The 17,946-nt window shown below is 60.6% G+C and carries 13 protein-coding genes; 5 read left to right on the top strand and 8 right to left on the bottom strand.

What is annotated here, in order from left to right:
* Positions 1–6: 6 nt before the first annotated feature.
* Positions 7–843, top strand: a complete 837-nt coding sequence (gene dapF / locus HWX44_RS02965) for a diaminopimelate epimerase (RefSeq protein WP_046648245.1) — start codon at positions 7–9, stop codon at positions 841–843.
* 17 nt (positions 844–860) lie between these two features.
* On the opposite strand, the gene HWX44_RS02960 is transcribed toward dapF, so the two are convergent.
* Together HWX44_RS02960 and HWX44_RS02955 are read right to left on the bottom strand one after the other, a co-directional pair.
* Entirely contained in the window at positions 861–1,394 is a 534-nt protein-coding gene (locus HWX44_RS02960; RefSeq protein WP_046648243.1) for a hypothetical protein, read from the bottom strand.
* 21 nt (positions 1,395–1,415) lie between these two features.
* Positions 1,416–2,198 (bottom strand): hypothetical protein, encoded by a 783-nt coding sequence (locus HWX44_RS02955; RefSeq protein ID WP_046648241.1) that lies wholly within the window; start codon positions 2,196–2,198, stop codon positions 1,416–1,418.
* 122 nt (positions 2,199–2,320) lie between these two features.
* Between HWX44_RS02955 and hflX the strand changes: the two genes are divergently transcribed.
* Both hflX and HWX44_RS02945 read left to right on the top strand, forming a co-directional pair.
* Entirely contained in the window at positions 2,321–3,799 is a 1,479-nt protein-coding gene (gene hflX / locus HWX44_RS02950) for a GTPase HflX (protein WP_175973100.1), read from the top strand.
* 34 nt (positions 3,800–3,833) lie between these two features.
* Positions 3,834–5,114, top strand: a complete 1,281-nt coding sequence (locus HWX44_RS02945; protein ID WP_012715094.1) for a uracil-xanthine permease family protein — start codon at positions 3,834–3,836, stop codon at positions 5,112–5,114.
* A gap of 364 nt (positions 5,115–5,478) precedes the next feature.
* Here the strand turns inward: HWX44_RS02945 and HWX44_RS02940 are convergent, their stop codons facing one another.
* Genes HWX44_RS02940 through pfkB form a run of 3 tightly spaced genes read right to left on the bottom strand, consistent with a single transcriptional unit; the run spans position 5,479 to position 8,895 of the window.
* Positions 5,479–5,748 carry an HPr family phosphocarrier protein gene (locus HWX44_RS02940; protein ID WP_010190265.1) on the bottom strand — a complete coding sequence of 90 codons (270 nt, stop codon included), beginning with the start codon at positions 5,746–5,748 and terminating at the stop codon, positions 5,479–5,481.
* A gap of 58 nt (positions 5,749–5,806) precedes the next feature.
* Complete coding sequence (locus tag HWX44_RS02935) at positions 5,807–7,900, bottom strand: PTS fructose transporter subunit IIABC (RefSeq protein WP_070513098.1); 2,094 nt, start codon at positions 7,898–7,900, stop codon at positions 5,807–5,809.
* A gap of 23 nt (positions 7,901–7,923) precedes the next feature.
* A complete protein-coding gene (gene pfkB / locus HWX44_RS02930; RefSeq protein ID WP_175973099.1) occupies positions 7,924–8,895 on the bottom strand; it encodes a 1-phosphofructokinase in 972 nt (323 codons plus the stop codon).
* Between the two features lie 236 nt (positions 8,896–9,131).
* Between pfkB and ptsP the strand changes: the two genes are divergently transcribed.
* A complete protein-coding gene (ptsP, locus tag HWX44_RS02925) occupies positions 9,132–10,829 on the top strand; it encodes a phosphoenolpyruvate--protein phosphotransferase (RefSeq protein WP_175973097.1) in 1,698 nt (565 codons plus the stop codon).
* A 102-nt stretch (positions 10,830–10,931) separates the two neighbouring features.
* On the opposite strand, the gene HWX44_RS02920 is transcribed toward ptsP, so the two are convergent.
* Both HWX44_RS02920 and lexA read right to left on the bottom strand, forming a co-directional pair.
* The gene (locus tag HWX44_RS02920; protein WP_175973095.1) at positions 10,932–11,714 is read right to left on the bottom strand and encodes a DeoR/GlpR family DNA-binding transcription regulator; all 783 of its coding nucleotides are present in this window, start codon (positions 11,712–11,714) and stop codon (positions 10,932–10,934) included.
* Between the two features lie 372 nt (positions 11,715–12,086).
* On the bottom strand, positions 12,087–12,809 hold the full coding sequence (lexA, locus tag HWX44_RS02915; protein ID WP_175973092.1) for a transcriptional repressor LexA: 723 nt from the start codon (positions 12,807–12,809) through the stop codon (positions 12,087–12,089).
* A gap of 777 nt (positions 12,810–13,586) precedes the next feature.
* Between lexA and nrdR the strand changes: the two genes are divergently transcribed.
* The gene (gene nrdR, locus HWX44_RS02910) at positions 13,587–14,045 is read left to right on the top strand and encodes a transcriptional regulator NrdR (protein WP_046648225.1); all 459 of its coding nucleotides are present in this window, start codon (positions 13,587–13,589) and stop codon (positions 14,043–14,045) included.
* Positions 14,046–14,049: 4 nt separating this feature from the next.
* Here the strand turns inward: nrdR and hrpA are convergent, their stop codons facing one another.
* Positions 14,050–17,925, bottom strand: a complete 3,876-nt coding sequence (gene hrpA / locus HWX44_RS02905; RefSeq protein WP_175973090.1) for an ATP-dependent RNA helicase HrpA — start codon at positions 17,923–17,925, stop codon at positions 14,050–14,052.
* Between the last annotated feature and the right edge of the window lie 21 nt (positions 17,926–17,946).

The raw sequence follows: 17,946 nt of genomic DNA, 5'->3' as shown, positions 1-17,946 counted from the left end.
ACTCCTATGAAGTTTGCTAAAGGCCACGGAACGGAAAACGACTTCGTCATTGTGGAAGGAACCGAGTCGCTACCGCCGGAAAAGGTAGTGGCACTGTGTGATCGCCGCGCAGGGATCGGCGCCGACGGCGTCTTGCGCGTCATACGTGCAGGTGACTTGCTCGCCTCTGGAGAAATCGATGAGCTCGCGCCGGGTATTAACACCGATGACTGGTTCATGGACTACCGCAACGCGGACGGTTCGGTGGCGGAAATGTGCGGCAATGGTACCCGCGTTTTCGCGCATTGGGTGCGCTCCCGTGGGCTGGTGAACACCGATACTTTCACCGTCGGCACGCGCGCTGGGGCCAAGCAGGTCACCGTCCACTCCTTCAACGAGACTGAAGCCGAAGTCAGCGTGGAGATGGGACCTGCACAGGTGCTCGGTGTCTCCACCGCTTCGATGGCGGGGGAGAGCTTCGCCGGGCTCGGGGTAGATATGGGAAACCCTCACCTAGCGGCCGTTATCCCGGGACTGACCGCGGAGGATTTGGCGGCGAAGCGCCTTGAGCAGCCCGTCTTCGATACTGACTTCTTCCCGGCAGGCGTCAACGTGGAGCTGGTTACTCCGCTGCACGATGGCGTGATTCACATGCGCGTCTTCGAGCGCGGCTCAGGGGAGACACGTTCGTGCGGTACCGGAACGGTGGCCGCAGCGTGCGCCGCGCTTGCCGACGCCTCCCACACCACCGGCCGCGTCCGCGTCGTCGTCCCCGGCGGCGAGGTCCAGGTAGAAATCACTGAGGACGGATCTACGCTGACGGGGCCTTCGCGCATCGTAGCCACAGGCGAAACCTCACTATAGGGTTTTCGGGACGGCGTTTAGCGTCCGTCCCCCTTTTTGTAGTTGGTCCCTAGCGCCAAGGCGGCGCGGCGGGCAGCGAGCCACGACTCCTTGAGCTCGGCGGCCCGATCATCGGCCACCTTGAGCAAGGATTCGAGTTCGCTGGTGCCAGTATCTGGCGAGTTAACCCGCGCATCGAGGCGGCGCAAGAAACGCTGCGCGCCATGCATTTTATAGTGGAACGCTTCGATAGTGGGGTTCGTGCAGTCGACGTCGGCAAGCGCTGGGCGGTGGAGCGTGCGGTCCGCCAATGCTTCAGCGTCGTCGCTCGTAGCAAATGTGGCGTAGTCCTCGAGGACGCCCGTGATGTCTTCCACCGTGAGCGCAATGGAAGCCCGCAGCGCCGCATGTTCCGAGGCATCGGGGCGGGCGCCGACAAACAGCCATAGCGCCCCGCAGATAAAGATAGCGAGAATAACTCCCGGCAGCTTCAGCGTCAGAACCAGTACCGTAGCGGTAACCCCGGCAAGGAGCAGGGCAAAACCCTGACGCTGAGATGCGGAAAAACTCATGCTTACGACTCTACGGTATGCCTAGTGGCCGCCGCAGCCTCCAGAGCCGCAGGCGCAGCCGCCGTCGCTGCCACAGCCGCCGGTGGGTAGCGCGATAGAGGCGGTCAGCATCGCCGAACCCGCAAGCACGGAATCCTTCGGCGGCAGCTCGCCAAAGCTCTCCGGCAGACACAGATCGAAGGGGAAGGTGCCATCCATGACGAGGTGCATGAAGCGCTCACCGGTGAGCTGGTTGTGGCGCCACTCGGACTCCATAACCCGAGCGGAAAAAGTGCAGCCCGGGGTAGGGGATTCGGCGCCGGAACCGGCCGCAACAACTGCCGCACCGGTGGATTCAAACGTGGCTGGGTAGGTGCCCTTCTCGGCTTCGTAGGCATCTGCGTTGTCGAACGCGGTGACATCGAGACCCATCGCAGTAAGCTCTACCTGCTGCCACTGCTGGGTGTCCTCATCAGCCAAGAGCGGGCCCTGCGCCAAGTTCGCCGTCGCTTGCGCGAGAACGTTTCCGAAAGGATCGATGATGTCCAGGTAAGCCAAGACATCGTTGATCATAGAGACGTGGGCGAAGCCTTGGGTGACGCCCTCAAACCCAATGAAGGTGGCGAAAGGTTCGACGGCAAGGATATTGAGTTGCGCCCCGGAAGGATCCGAGAACTGAATGAGTTGTCCTCCGCGAACCTCCCCCGTGACTGCCAGCTGGTTGGTCGAAATGGCTGCTTCGACGGCGTCCTGCCAGCGCTCGTAGTTGAGGCCAATGGCCTGCATCTCTGGGTGAGTGGTCTCTTTGACGGTCATGCGGCCCATTGTATCTGGCGCCGCGATGACTCAAAAATGTTGTCGGTGAGCCTTGCCGCCGGGATCGGCACAAGGTCGTGTGCAACGGAGATTCCCTGTTAAGAGGCGTGACGTGCAAGAATAGAAAGCATATGACAAAAGAAACCCATGATGATCTCCTCGCGCAGGCTTTTGGTGAGCCCGCGCCCACCTCACCGGAGCCGACTACCGGTGATCTCGACCTAGCTGAGCGCAACGCCTTCCGCCGAGTAACCCGCGAGACCACCATTCGCGCAGAAGACACCACCGACGGCTACGAAGTGGAGTACCGCAAGCTGCGCCTTGAACAAGTAGTCCTCGTAGGAGTGTGGACTGAAGGCACCGTGGCCGAGGTTGAGGCCACGATGTCGGAGCTCGCGGCGCTCACGGAAACCGCGGGAGCCGAAGTAGTAGAAGCCCTGTATCAAAAGCGCGATAAGCCGGACCCGGGTACCTATATCGGCTCCGGCAAAGTGAACGAGCTCAAGGATATCGTGGCTGCCACTGGCGCGGATACCGTGGTGTGCGACGGCGAGCTAACCCCCGGCCAGCTCTCTGCCTTGGAACGCGCTCTCAACACCAAAGTTATCGACCGCACCATGCTCATCTTGGATATTTTTGCGCAGCACGCCAAGTCCAAGGAAGGCAAAGCCCAAGTCTCGCTCGCGCAGTTGGAATACCTCTATACGCATACCCGTGGTTGGGGCGGCAACCTCTCGCGCCAGGCGGGCGGCCGTGCTGGTTCCAACGGCGGCGTCGGTCTGCGCGGCCCCGGTGAAACCAAGATTGAGACGGACCGTCGGCGTATCCGCACGCAGATGGCGCTGCTGCGGAAGGAGCTTAAGGCGATGAAGACGGCGCGTGAGATTAAGCGCTCGCGCCGTGCGTCATCGACGATCCCGCAGATTGCGATCGCCGGCTACACCAACGCTGGTAAGTCTTCGCTCATCAACGCAATGACGGGCGCTGGCGTGCTGGTGGAGGATGCGCTGTTCGCTACCTTGGACCCCACCACCCGGCGCGCCGAGCTTGCTGATGGCCGCCAGGTCGTGTTCACCGATACCGTTGGTTTCGTCCGCCACCTTCCCACACAGTTGGTGGAGGCCTTCAAGTCCACCTTGGAGGAGGTCCTCGCAGCAGACTTGATGCTGCACGTCGTGGACGGCTCAGATCCTTTCCCGCTGAAGCAAATTGAGGCGGTTAATGCGGTCATCTATGACATCGTGAAGGAAACCGGCGAGGAGGCCCCGCCGGAGATCATCGTCATCAACAAGATAGACCAGGCCGATCCGCTGGTGCTGGCGGAGCTTCGCCACGCCCTCGACCGTGACAACGTGGTGTATGTCTCCGCCAAGACGGGGGAGGGCATCGAGGAGCTCACCACGCGCGTGGAGCTCTTCCTCAATTCTCAGGACGAGCATGTGCAGTTGCTCATTCCGTTTACTCGCGGGGACGTGGTCGATCGCATCCATACTCAGGGTACGGTGCGCGGCGAGGAGTACACGGGGGAGGGCACGCTTGTCGACGTCCGCCTGCCCGCCTCCATCGCCGCCGAACTCAGCGAATTTCGCGTGATTGGTGAGGACGCTTAGGTTTCGGTGCTCCCGTGAGCCATAATTATGGTTCGTGAGTAATTTTGGCTGGGCCGTCCACGGGGACGGAAAAACGATTAAGCCGGGCGCGGTTGTCGCACCCGAAGAACGATTGAGCTGGGGCCGCACTATCGGCATCGGCATGCAGCACGTGGTGGCCATGTTCGGCGCGACCCTGCTGGTGCCCACCCTGACCGGATTCCCGGTCAATACCACGCTGCTGTTTTCAGGCTTGGGAACAATCCTATTCCTCCTGATTACCCGCAACCGCCTGCCTTCCTACCTGGGCTCCTCCTTCGCGTTCATTGCACCGCTGAGCGCCTCCCAGCAGTATGGCATTGGCGCGCAGGCAGGTTCTGTCTTAGTAACTGGCCTGGTCTTGGTAGCCATTGGTTTCGCGGTGAAGGCAGCGGGCCGCAAGGTTCTTGACGCCGTCATGCCGCCGGCCGTAACCGGCGCCATTGTGGCACTGATCGGCCTTAACTTGGCACCCAATGCTGCCAGCAATTATTCGAGCCAGCCTCTAGTTGCCACGGTGACGCTGGCGGTCATCATCCTGGCCACCGTGGCCGGTCGCGGCATGGTTTCGCGTCTGTCGATTCTTATCGGTGTCGTCGTCGGCTGGGCTTTCGCGGCGGCCACGGGCAACCTGGGCGAGGGGGCCGTGGAGTCCATCCGCGAAGCAGCCTGGATTGGCTTCCCGCAGTTCCATGCGCCGGAGTTTCACGTCTCCGCCATCGCGGCAGCACTTCCAGTGCTGGTGGTGCTGATTGCGGAAAACGTCGGTCACGTTAAGGCAGTCTCTGAGATGACCAAGCGCGATCTCGATGATCTGGCCGGCGACGCCCTCATCGCCGACGGCCTCGCTACCTCCTTGGCTGGTGGTTTCGGCGGCTCCGGCACCACAACCTACGCGGAGAATATCGGCGTTATGGCCGCGACCCGCGTCTACTCCACGGCCGCCTACTGGGTCGCTGCTATCACCGCCATAGCTCTGGCCTTCATCCCGAAGTTCGGCGCGCTCATCTTCACCATTCCCACCGGCGTGCTGGGCGGCGCTTGCATCGTCCTCTACGGCCTCATCGGCATGCTCGGCGTGCGCATCTGGATGGACAACAAGGTCAACTTCAACAACCCGGTTAACCTCACGGCGGCGGCGGTGGCGCTCATCGCGGGTATTGGCAACCTCACTCTCGACGTCTTCGGCGTGACGCTGGAAGGTATTGCCTGGGGCTCTGTCGGCATCATCGTGCTCTACCCGGTGATGAAGAAGCTCTACGGCACCATTGGTGAGGGCCGCGGCGCGAAGTACTAGAGGCGCTTACGCCGACTAGCGAGGATAAGGGACCGGAGTAAAGGCACCATCTGGACGCGTATTTACGCAAACCCCAGGTGATTGCGTGCAGAAATCTGTATAAGGTGCGTTTGCTTCGGTCCCTCTGCGGCATGAAGACGCGCATACACATGGTTCCATTCAAACGGTTTGGGTCAGAAGGTTCTCCTGAGGTCAAATGAACCTTCTAGGCACCTCTATATGGTTTCCTTGCCCCCAACAGAACCGTTTGAGTAGAGCCTGATGACTAGAACCTTGTGCTAGACAACCAAGCAACAGAAAGCTCCCGCTACCCTCAGTACAAGAGGGAAGCGGGAGCTCTGCCGTTCTATAAACGGAAAGTGCTTTAGGAAGCGTCGAGGTCCTGCTCGATGAGACCGGCGATCTTCTCCACAGCGGCCTCGTTCTCGGAGGTCACGGTGACTTCGTCGCCCTGCTCGGCGCCGAGAGCCATGATCATGAGGGAAGAAGCGGCATCGGTCTCATCCTCGTCCTCATCGCCAACGAGGGTGAGGAAGATGTCCTCATCGAACTCAGCGGCGGCGTCAGCGATGATGGAGGCCGGACGTGCGTGCAGTCCGACGGAGGAGCCAACCTTGACGGTCTTAGAAGCCATGATGATAATCCTTTCGAATTACGGTATTTCGTGCTTACAAGTGTACGCGGCTTAAGCGCTAGGCGGCAGCCTTGGCTTTGTCTGCCTTCGCAGCAGCTTCTTCAGCAGCCTTGTTCGGCCAGAATTGCTTCATCGCGATGACTGCAATGGCGGAGACGATGACGCCGGCAAGGATAGCCACAAAGTAGGCCCACGCAGGTTCGATAGCGAAGATAACGAAGATTCCGCCGTGCGGGGCGCGAGACATGACGTCCAGGGACATCGACAGCGCACCAGTTACTGCGCCACCGAGCATCATCGAAGGGATGACGCGCAGCGGGTCGGCAGCAGCGAACGGGATAGCGCCCTCGGAAACGAAGGACAGACCCAGCAGCCAGGCCGACTTGCCGTTCTCCTGCTCCGCGGGCGTGAACAGGTTCTTGCGTACGAAGGTAGCGATGGACAGCGCAATCGGCGGAACCATGCCGGAGGCCATAACGGCGGCCATGATTTTCATGGAAGCCTCATCACCCGTGGACAGGCCAGCAGTAGCGAAGAGGTAAGCAGCCTTGTTGACTGGGCCACCCAGGTCGGAGCACATCATGAGACCGAGGATGATGCCCAGAAGCACTGCTGAGGAGCCAGACATGGAGGCCAGCCAGTTCTGCAGACCGTTCATGATGGCGGCCAGCGGGGCACCGAGAAGCAGATACATGAGCAGGCCAGTAATCATCGTGGCGAGCAGCGGGATGATGACCACAGGCATGAGGGAGCCGATCCAGCGCGGGACCTTCCACTTGCCAATCCACATCGCAACGAAGCCAGCGATGAGACCGGTGACCAGACCACCGATGAAGCCGGCGCCCAAGGTAACAGCAATAGCACCGCCGGCGAAGCCCGGCGCGATGCCCGGGCGGCCTGCCAGTGCGAAGGCGATGTAGCCGGAGAGCGCTGCGACGATGAATCCCATCGATGCTTGACCAATCGCGAAGAGCACGGCGCCGATGTATAGGGCGAATCCTGCCTTCTGGAAGGTCATCATTTCGCCATCAACCATGACGTCATGGCCCGGCAGGTTGGTCAGGGAGTAATCAGTAGTGATGGCCTGCCATCCGTTGGCCATGTCGTAACCGCCGAAGAGGAAGCCCAAGGCCAAGAGGAGGCCGCCGGCGGCGACGAAGGGCACCATGTAGGACACGCCGGTCATGATGGCCTGCTGAATGCGCTTGCCCCAGCCCAGTCCTTCGCCTTCTTCCGCGGAACTAGAGGAGGCTGCGCCTGCCGTGCCTGCCACCTTGTGCGCATTGGGATTCTTCGACGCGGCGATGGCCTCATCGAGCATCACGCCCGGTTCGTTGATGGCGCGCTTAACGCCCGATTCGATGACGGGCTTGCCGGCGAAGCGCTCCCGGTCGCGAACGCCGACGTCGGTGGCGAAAATGACGGCGTCGGCAGCCGCGATGGTGTCTGCCGAAACAGCGGTGTTGTTGGAGGAACCCTGGGTCTCTACGGTGAGCTCGACATCGTCGCGCTCCTCGGCGGTCTGGGTGAGGGCGTCGGCCGCCATGTATGTGTGGGCAATGCCGGTCGGGCACGCGGTGACGGCGACGATGCGGGTCTTCTTTGAATCTGCAGCCTTGCTCGAAGCAGGAGCCGTAGCCGCTGCACTCGCACCTGCAGGGGATGCTGATTCGTTAGCCGCAGCCTTCTTCGGCTTTTCGGCGTTAACCACGTCGAGTACCAGGGAGACGATTTCCTCCTTGGTCTGCGCGGTGCGCAGAGCCTCCAGGAAGTCCTTCTTCACCAGCGCGCGGGCAAGCTTGGAGAGGATCTTCAGGTGTGCTTTACCGCCACCTTCCGGGGCAGCAATGAGGAATACCAGGTGGGCGTCACCATCGGGGCCGGAAAAGTCCACGCCGCGCGAGAGGCGGGCGAAGGCCAAGGTGGGTTCAGACACTGCGGCGGAGCGGCAGTGCGGGATGGCAACCCCGCCGGGAACACCGGTGCCGGCCTTGGCTTCACGCTCGATGGCGGGGCCGGCCAGCTCTTCGATGGAGGTGGCGCGGCCGGTGTCATGGACAAGCGTGGCCAGGTTGGTAATGACTGATTCGATGCTGCCACCGAAGTCGGCGTCGAGCGCCACAAGGTCGGTGGTGATGAGTTCTGATGACATCGGGTAAGTACTCCTCAGTACTGCTAAAGGTCGGTGACGGCCTGAACCGTCGTGTGTTCAATATCGAGTTCTTCAGGGGTTGGTATTTGGGTTCCTGGGAGCGCTGCGGCAGCCGAGCCGTAGGCCACGGCCTGGCGCAACGCTTCGGGGTAGGAGGCACCGCTGCGGCGGGCGAGGATATAGCCGGAGAGCGAAGAATCACCGGCACCCACGGTGGAGCGCAGGGTAATGGGCGGGGGAGTAGCGGCCCACGCTTCATCGGCGGTGACCAGGACTGCGCCAGCGCCACCTAGGGTGACGAGAACCTCGGGAATGCCGCGCTTGACGACGACCCTCGCGGCCTCGACCACACCGCTGAAATCACCGTTCTCTGCGGCAGCTTCGAGGGCCTGGCCATCAACGTTGGCTAGCTGGCCAAGCTCAAGGCCATTGGGCTTGATGAGATCGGGGCTGGCTACCTCGAGGTTCTCCCCGAGAGCCACCATAGGGGCATCGGAGGTGTCGACGGCTACACGGATGTTGGGGTTCGCCTCGCGAGCGACAGTGATGAGCTGCGTGTACCAGTCGGTGGGAACCCCCTTGGGCAGGGAGCCTGCCATGACGATCCACTCGGCGTTGGCGCAGTGTTCAGCAACGGCCTGTGCCACGTCTTGCTGAACTGACTCATCGAGCGTGGGGCCGGGACCGTTGAGTTTGGTCGTCCGGCCGTCTGGCTCGGTCAGAGTGGTATTGGTGCGCACCGCGCCGGCCGTGTGTACTGCATGTACGGGGATGGACGCGTCATCAGCAAGGGCCAAGAAAGGATCAGCGGGGGCGGCGGGGAGCAGCGCCAAGCTGTCGACGTTGGCGAGCGTTACGGCATGCGTAACGTTGACGCCTTTACCGCCAGCAACGCTGGAGACAGACTCGGCGCGGTGGACAGCACCGGGTTCGAGCGCCTCGTTCAGGCGCACTGTGGCGTCGATGCTCGGGTTGGGGGTCAAAGTAAGGATCATCGTGGACAATGTCCCCTTTCGCGGAGTGCGTATATTGGGGCAAAAGCGCCGCGGCGGCTCGAACAAGAACTTCGGTGCAGATTGCCCGTGGTCAGCGTGAAACTAATGTTGCTTAATGTTGATTATTGCCCGTATGTGTCCGAATGTCAACGGAATCACTGTGGTTTTCGTTGCATTTTTGACCGACTTGTGATGATCTGGATAGAGAAAACATCGTCTCCGTAAGGATATGTGTCATGGAAAACGCATCCCCATCCACCATTAAAGGCACCGGCGTCGTCGCCGGCGTTGCATACGCTGAGGCGGTGTGGGTCCGCCCACGCCCAGAACTGCCCACGGCGGGAGAAGCCGTGCCGGAGGAGCAGCGTGATGCTGAGTACGATCGCTTCCTCGAAGCGGCGGACATTGTTGCCAGCCGCCTTGAGCAGCGGGCAGCTGGGGCCGAAGGCCAGGCTGCTGAGGTTCTCGGTGCTACCGCCGGAATGGTGAAGGACCGAGGCTGGCACAAGGCTGTACGCAAGGGTATTCGTAGCGGCAAGAACGCTGAGTATGCGGTCGTTGGAGCAACGGACAGGTTCGTCACCATGTTTGAGGCCGCCGGCGGCGTGATGGCAGAGCGCACAACCGACCTTAAGGATGTGCGCGATCGCGTGATTGCACAGCTACGCGGTGAACAGGAACCGGGCCTGCCCATGGTCGAAGGCGAGGCGGTACTGCTGGCGGATGACCTCGCTCCAGCGGATACCGCTACCTTGGACATTGCGCATATCAAGGCACTGGTCACCGAGCTCGGCGGGCCGACGAGCCATACTGCAATCATCGCCCGCCAGCTGGACCTTCCGTGCATCGTCGCAGTTGGCGCTGATCTCCGCTCGATTGAAGCGGGAACCCAGATCTTCGTAGACGGTTCGATGGGCACCGTGGCGCTGGGCGCGGATCGCGCTACCTCCCTCAAGGCGGTAGAAGAATACCGCGAGAAGGCAGCGCGGGTGGCCGAGTGGCGTGGCCCTGCCCAGACCAAGGACGGTCATCGCGTGCAGCTGTTGGCCAACGTGGCCGACGGGAACGCGGCTCGCATCGCCTCGGATTCGCAGGCAGAGGGGATCGGCCTGTACCGCACGGAGCTTTCCTTCCTCTCTGCCAGCGAAGAACCGACAGTGGAGGAGCAGGCACGCATCTACGGCAAGGTATTCAACGCTTTCCCCGAATCCAAGGTCGTCGTTCGAACGCTCGACGCCGGATCGGATAAGCCGATTTCCTACGCCACGTTGGACTCTGAGGAGAACCCAGCCTTGGGTGTGCGCGGCCTGCGCATCGCCCGAAACAACGAGGCGCTTCTCACCCGTCAGCTCGACGCCATCGCACAGGCCGCCGAAAAGCGTGCTGATGGTGCTACCACTTGGGTCATGGCGCCCATGGTGGCCACGGCAGTAGAGGCGAAGTGGTTTGCCGAACTATGCCGTGAGCGTGGGCTCATCGCCGGCGCGATGATTGAGGTGCCTGCAGCGGCCCTGATGGCCGATACCATCATGCCGCACCTCGACTTTGTGTCCATCGGTACCAATGACTTGACTCAGTACACGATGGCCGCGGACCGCCTGTCACCGCAGCTGGCCTACCTGACCGATCCGTGGCAGCCGGCCGTGCTGCGTTTGATCCAGCACACGTGCGTGGTGGGTCGCGATAACAATGTGCCGGTTGGTGTCTGTGGTGAGGCCGCCGCCGATCCCATGCTCGCTTGCGTGCTGACTGGCCTTGGCGTCACCTCACTGTCCGCGGCGTCGACCGCAGTTGCGGGCGTTGGTGCACAACTGGCTGAGCTCACACTTGAGCAGTGCCAGAAGATGGCGGAGGCGGCTATCAACGCCGAAAGCCCAGCGGATGCGCGATCCGCAGTGATTGCGCTGCTGGAGGAATACCAGACTGCCTCGTAGCTCTAGCTTGGTTTAGGCTGCTGCTGAAACAGGGAGGTGTGGTTCCCCGAGAGGCCCCTCGGGGAACCACACCTCCCTTACGCGGTCTTGGGGTGAAACCGCCTACTTCTCCGAAGCGATAATCACGTCGATACCGTGCTCGCGCAGGGTTTCGACGTAGGCGGCTGGAGCAGCGGCGTCCGTAATGACGACATCAATCTCATCGAGCGAGGCAAAGCTGACCAGATAGTCGTTGCCGAGCTTCGACGAGTCACACAAGACGACGACGCGATGCGCGTTGGTAACAAAGGCCGACTTGATAGCTGCTTCCTGTGAGTCCGCCGTGGATAGCCCATGGTCGATGGTCAGGGCGTTAGTGCCGATGAAAGCAACATCTGCGCGCATCAGCGCCATGGTGCGAAGGGCGGTATCGCCGACGACGGCCTGGGTGATCGCGCGCACCGTGCCGCCTAGGAGCTGCACCTCGGAAACACCATTGCTGGCCAACGAGAGGGCGATCGGTAGGCTATTCGACACAATACTGAACTGGCCAGCAGAATAGCGCTGTCCGATGAGGTCAGCGAGGGCGTTGGTGGTAGTTCCAGCGTCGATGAAGATACTGCCTCCGTCGGGAAGCTGCTCTAGTGCGGCGCGGGCGATAGCCATTTTCGCGCCCGTGGCGGAACGCTGACGAGTGTCGAGTGTAAATTCTGCAGTCTGAAATGATTGGGAAGCAACTGCACCGCCATGAACGCGGTGGACAACTCCTTCCCGGTCCAAGACCGCGAGGTCTCGGCGAATCGTCTCAGCGGTAACATCGAAGCGTTCGGAAAGCTCAGTGACATTGACTCGGCCTTCGACGGCGGTCAATGACGCAATTTGTCGGCGACGCTCTTCTGCGTACATAGTTCCTCCCAGTGAAGTTTGCCTGTGGTAGTCGCTGCGCCCGGCGGTGATAATAAGTGGGGCCGGGGCATGTGAGCGAAGAGAGCAACGAATGTTGCGGCGATGCTTCTATTGTCCCACTGAATGCGAACAAAACGGAACCAAACAAATAAAAGCTCACATTGCTGGCGGCAAACGTGCGAGAAAAACAATGTTTATACTGCATGTTTGCAAATGTGTGATGTCGGACGCTTAAACGGCGCGATTCGGACATGTACACACACAAGGGGGTAAAAAGAAAAAATCCCTCCGTCCAGTTCGCCCGCACCGAGTGGAAATAAGCGGTGGCGTGGGCAACCGGTTGGGGGAGGGATAGCTGTGGCTTAGGGGTGCCTAAAGCTTGCGGAACACCGATACAACCTTGCCCATGATTTCGGCCTCATCGCCCTTGATGGGAGCGTAGGCGTCGTTGTGGGGGAGGAGCCACACTCCAGAAGAATCGCGGTGGAACTCCTTTACAGTTGCTTCTTCGCCTTCGAGGAGTGCAGCGACGAATTCGCCTTCTTCGGCGACGGACTGGGAGCGGATAATAACCCAATCGCCATTGAGGATTCCGGCGTCCTGCATAGAGTCGCCGATGACCTGCAGCATGTAAAGCTCGCCGCTTCCCAGGATCTCACCTGGCATGGGGAAGTAGCCGTCGATGTTTTCTTCGGCGGTGATAGGAGAGCCCGCGGCGATGCGGCCGACTACTGGGATGTAGTTCGGCGTTGCTGCATCCTCGGGGACGTCGGGAGTGGACTGCCCTGCTGCGGTGTTGGCCTGCCCGGCTTTGCGGCCTGGCTTCTTTGGATCGTCGGCGCCGGGGAAGTGGCGCACATCAACGGCGCGCGGCTTGTTTGGATCGCGGCGAAGAAAGCCCTTCTCCTCTAGTTGCTTCAACTGGTAGGCCACGGAAGACGTGGACTGTAGGCCTGTTGCATCGCCGATTTCACGAATGCTTGGCGGGTACCCGCGCAGCATGACAGCGTCATGGATGACTTCCAAGATGCGGCGCTGACGGGCGGAAAGTGAGTCGAGGGTAGGTTGGTCGCTTCGCTTCGGCTTGCGGGGCATTCTTACTCCTAGGGCTATCGGTGTGCGCAAAACAGCGCGTCGGGTTGAGGCGTGCAGGACGCTGGTGGGCATCGCGGTGACGTCTCGTTGGTTGCTCATCGTGGCGTGCGCCGTATTGGTGTTTCCGTTTCCTTTTTAGCACGTAAAGAAAAAATGTTCGACTAACGCCGCCTGAATATGGACAAACTTTCGAGCGCCTGCTATAAATCGAACATACAGACCAAATCGAACGGTTGGTCGATGGAAGTGTTCGACGATGTCGAACCTCGCTCTTACACTTCAGGCATCACCACAATGAAGAAGAAGTCCTGGAAAGGAACTGTCATGGCCATTGCACTTAATACCAGCTCTGCTCTGCATGGAGTAACTCCCGAGAAGTCCGGAAAGGGTCCTGTGCTCGTCCCGCCCGCGGCCGTGTGGGAACCTGAGCGGTGTCACTCGTTCGCGTTAACGCGTGAAAGTGGTATGTCGCGTGTTCGAACGCTCGAGCCGAGAGATAGAACACAGGGGCGCACAGATCGAATAGGGGATTCCTCAGTTCCATACCAGCGTGCTGCGTCCCTACCTCGCCGTAGCGGCTCGAACGTAGGTAACTATGTTCTTGGAGCAGTCTTCGGTGCAGCGGTATTTATCGGCACCGTGTGGGGTGGTCTTAGTATTGATGGTGAGGCCCCTAGCGCTAGCGGTGCATCAGCCACAGCGGTTGTTTCTTCGCGCTAGACTTCCCGAGGGGCCGGAAGGCGTCTGCGCAGCGGTCGAGAGGAAGGATACGGCACAGTGTATTGCCCGTTCTGTCACAACGAACAGTCACGAGTCATTGACTCTCGCGTGATCGACAGTGGAACGTCAATCCGCCGACGTCGCGAATGTGCGGCATGCCGAGGCCGGTTTACCACCATCGAGAAGGCTGTCTTGTCGGTGGTCAAACGTAATGGCTTGGCCGAGCCTTTCAGCCGGGACAAGCTAATCCGCGGCGTGAAGCGCGCGTGCCAGGGGCGGGATGTTAGCGATGATGCCTTGAAAAAGCTTGCGCAAGAGGTCGAGGAAACCGTGCGCAGTCACGGATCGTCACAAGTCAACGCCAACGATATCGGCCTCGCTATCTTGGAACCCCTGCGTGACCTCGATGAGGTGGCCTATCTTCGCTTCGCCTCGGTATACAAGTCTTTTGAGAGCGCCGACGACTTTGAATCCGAAATTCGCCTCATGCGCCGGCGCGACCGCGACAGCTTCTAACGTTTTAGCGCAGCTTGTCCGCGGCTTTTTGGATTCTCCGCACGGACACCGCATGCGCGGTACCCAGGCGTTGTGCGAAGAGCGATACGCGCAACTCCTCGATCATCCAGTAGATGTCCTTGACCTCACGGGTCTTCTCGCGGCCGGCGGGCAGCGTGCGCAAACGATTGTTTAGATATGCCTTCGCTTCGTCGACATCGGCTTGGCGGTCGGCATCCCGATCCGGGTCTAGATTCATGTCCTCGAGCCTGATGCGCGCGGCTTGGATATAACGCGGCAGGTGGCGAAGGTGCTGCATGCCGTGCATAGTGATCGCATTCGGGGGCAACAAGAACTTCAGCTGACCGCGAATATCATCGATTGCCGGCCCCTCCCACTGATTGAGCTCAGCGTTGAGGTTCGAATACTCTGCCAAGCCTGGGGCGATCGCGACCACCGCCTGGCGGACGCGGCCTGGCACCTCCGGTTTAACCGCGTTGAGAAGAGTGGTGAATTCACCAGGACTTCGTACCGGCCCGCCCTTCTCCATCATGATGTCGCGTACTGCGGCGACCCGAGCATCGTTGACGAGACCTTCGGCCCCGCCGTGCGGGTAGGCGTCGACAGCAACCCGCTGCTGCAGGGGCAGGCCCTTGACCATATGCTGCGTGTTTACGGAAATCTCTCGGAGTAGCAGCGTCAGGGTGGTGGTGATCATGGAGGCGTCGGCAGCCGCCTTGGTTGGATGCACCTTCAGCGCCACGCCCTCCTTCGTAGCGACAAGTGCAGGATAAGCGGTGACCTCATGCCCATCAACCACCGTGGTCACTTCCTCATCGATAGCGCCCAGCGTGTCTTCCGACCATTCCTTGACGGAAGCGGATTCGGCGGCGCGGCCGACGCGCGACACGGAGGACGAGATATGCCCGGCTTGGCGTTGCACGAGCGCCTTCAAATCGCGATCGGAATCGATGATCTTGCCCCGCTTGTCCACTGCGGCATAGTTCATGCGCAAATGGGGCGGGAGCTGATCAGGGCGGAAGTCAGCCGCGTTGATGCCCTGGCCGCCCATGTCCCGTAACACAGCTGCGAGCTGGTCGATGAGCGCTCCTTCATAGGGAAGGAGCTTGGGCAAGGCCCGCTCAGCGAACTCGGGGGCCGGAACCACAGTACGGCGCAGCGCTTTCGGTAGCGAGCGGATCAGCTCAGTGACAAGCTCTAGACGCAGGCCCGGCACGAGCCAGTCGAATCCCTCAGTATCCAATCCGGCCAGCAGTGGAACGGGAACCCTGAGCGTGACGCCGTCAAGCGGGTCACCTGGCTCGAACTTATAGGACAGGTCGTAATCGATGCTTCCCTTCAACCACCGATCCGGGAAGGCGTCCTCAGTGACATCGTGGTCATCCTCGAGGAGTGCTTCTGGGTCGAAGTCCAGAGAATGCTTGTTTTTCTGTTTCTTCCACCACGAGTCGAAGTGTCGGGCAGTGGTCACAGATTCCGGGATGCGCTGATCGTAGAAGTCGAAAAGCGTGTCCTCGTCTACAACGAGACCGCGGCGCCGTGCTTTTTCTTCGTATTCGGAAGCCTCGGCAAGCTTGCGCTTGTTGTCGTGGAAGAAGTTATGGTGGGTGGTCCAGTCGCCGTCGACAAGCGCATTGCGGATGAACATGTCACGTGCCGCAACGGGATCGACGCGATGGTAGGGAACGGTTCGATCGGCCACCACGGTGACTCCGTAGAGGGTCGAGCGCTGGGTGACTACCGCGGAGCCCCGCTTGCGCGACCACGTCGGGTCCGAATAGTTGTGCTTGAGCAGGTTCTTGGCCAGCTTTTCTACCCAAGCGGGGTCGATGGCCGCTACGTCGCGGGCCCACAAACGTGAGGTCTCCACCAGCTCAGCCGCCATGAGAAATTCTGGCGGTTTCTTTGCTAGTGCTGAACCGGGGAAGATGAGGAAGCGGGTATTTCGTGCGCCAATGAACTCCTTAGAGTTTCCATCGCGTGCGCCGATATTGGACAGCAAGCCAGACAGCAGGGACATGTGGATGTCATCCGCTCGGCGCTCGGTGCTCTCCTGGGCCGTCCAACCGAGCTGCTTAGCGACATCCCTGAGTTGTCGAACCAGATCAAACCACTCGCGGATGCGCATGTAATGCAAGAAGTCTGCCTTCATCCGCTTGCGGAAAGCATTGCCGCTCATCTCATCGCGAGCTTCTTGGACAAAGTCCCACAGGTTGAGCATCGCCATAAAGTCTGAGGACTTGTCCTTAAAGCGAGCATGGGCCTGGTCGGCTTGGGCCTGTTTGTCGATGGGGCGCTCGCGCACATCCTGGATTGTCATCGCGGCAACGATGACCATGACGTCGTGCAGGCATCCGGAGGTGTTGGCTTCAACGAGCATGCGAGCCATGCGCGGATCTACCGGGATGCGGGCAAGATCCCGCCCAATGCGTGTCAGCACCGGTAGCCCGTCTTTCTCCTTGCCCTCGAGTGCGCCCAGCTCGTGGAGGAGGAGCAGGCCGTCACGCACGGCTTTGGGCTCTGGGGCCTGGACGAAGGGGAAATCAGCGATGTCGCCGAGGCGCAGCGAAATCATTTGGAGAATAACGCTGGCTAGGTTAGTGCGCAGAATCTCAGGGTCGGTAAACTCCGGCCGGGAGAGGAAATCCTGCTCGCTATACAGACGGATAGCAATGCCATCGGCCACGCGACCACACCGGCCTGAGCGCTGGTTAGCGCTGGCTTGGGAAATCGGCTCGATGGGCAATCGCTGCACCTTAGTGCGGGTGGAGTAGCGCGAGATACGTGCGGTTCCGGTATCCACGACATAGCGAATGCCCGGCACCGTCAGGGAGGTTTCGGCGATGTTGGTGGAGAGCACGATGCGGCGCCCCTTGTGTGAGCGGAAAACGCGATGCTGCTCCTGGTTGGACAGGCGCCCAAAGAGCGGAGTGACTTCCACGTTGCGCCAATGACGCCCCTCAATCGCTTCCATTGCATCGCGGATATCGCGCTCGCCTGGGAAGAAGCACAGGATATCTCCTTCGCCTTCCGCCATGAGCTCCTCGATGGCTTCACACAGGGCGTCCAGTGGATCGAGGTCAATGGTCTTTCCCCCTGACTCGACTTCGAGGGGACGGTAGCGGATTTCTACCGGGTAGGTGCGCCCGGACACTTCGATGATCGGCGCGGGCTTCCCTTCAGCGTCAGCGAAGTGTTCGGCGAAACGCTCCGGATCGATCGTCGCGGAGGTGATAATGACCTTGAGATCCGGACGCTTGGGAAGCAGCCTCTTGAGATAGCCGAGGAGAAAATCGATATTGAGGGACCGCTCGTGGGCCTCATCAATAATGATCGTGTCGTAGGCGTTGAGGAAGCGGTCGCGTTGCATTTCCGCCAGCAGGATGCCGTCGGTCATGAGCTTCACGGCTGTGGTCGAGGAGACACGGTCATCGAACCTGATGGCGTAGCCAACGGAGTCCCCGATTGATTGGCCGAGTTCCTCCGCAATGCGCTCGGCGACGGTCCGTGCTGCGAGTCGTCGCGGCTGGGTATGGCCGATGAGACCCCGGCGTCCACGGCCGAGCTCTAGACAAATTTTGGGAATTTGAGTGGTCTTGCCCGAACCAGTCTCGCCGGCAATGATGACCACCTGATTATTCTCGATGGCCTCGGCGATATCGTCCCGCCGTCCGGTAACGGGAAGCTGCTCGGGGTAGGAAATCGACGGCACGTTTACGTCGATGGCGCTCACTTTTTCCTGGGCAGATGCAATATCAGCCCCGATAGCTGCAAGCGCTTTGGGGGAGCGAGCCTTGCGGAGGCGGCGGCGGAAAGCACGCTCATCACTCAAGGAAACTGTCGTGAGGGCGTTGTAGAGGTCTTCGCGAGTAGCAGTCATAGTCGACCTAGAAGTCTACTC

Origin of the sequence: Corynebacterium sp. Marseille-Q2823, assembly GCF_903645345.1 — a bacterium.
Lineage (GTDB): Bacteria > Actinomycetota > Actinomycetes > Mycobacteriales > Mycobacteriaceae > Corynebacterium > Corynebacterium hiratae.
Note: the sequence above shows the minus strand (reverse complement) of the source record. Positions and strands in the feature narration are given on the sequence as shown.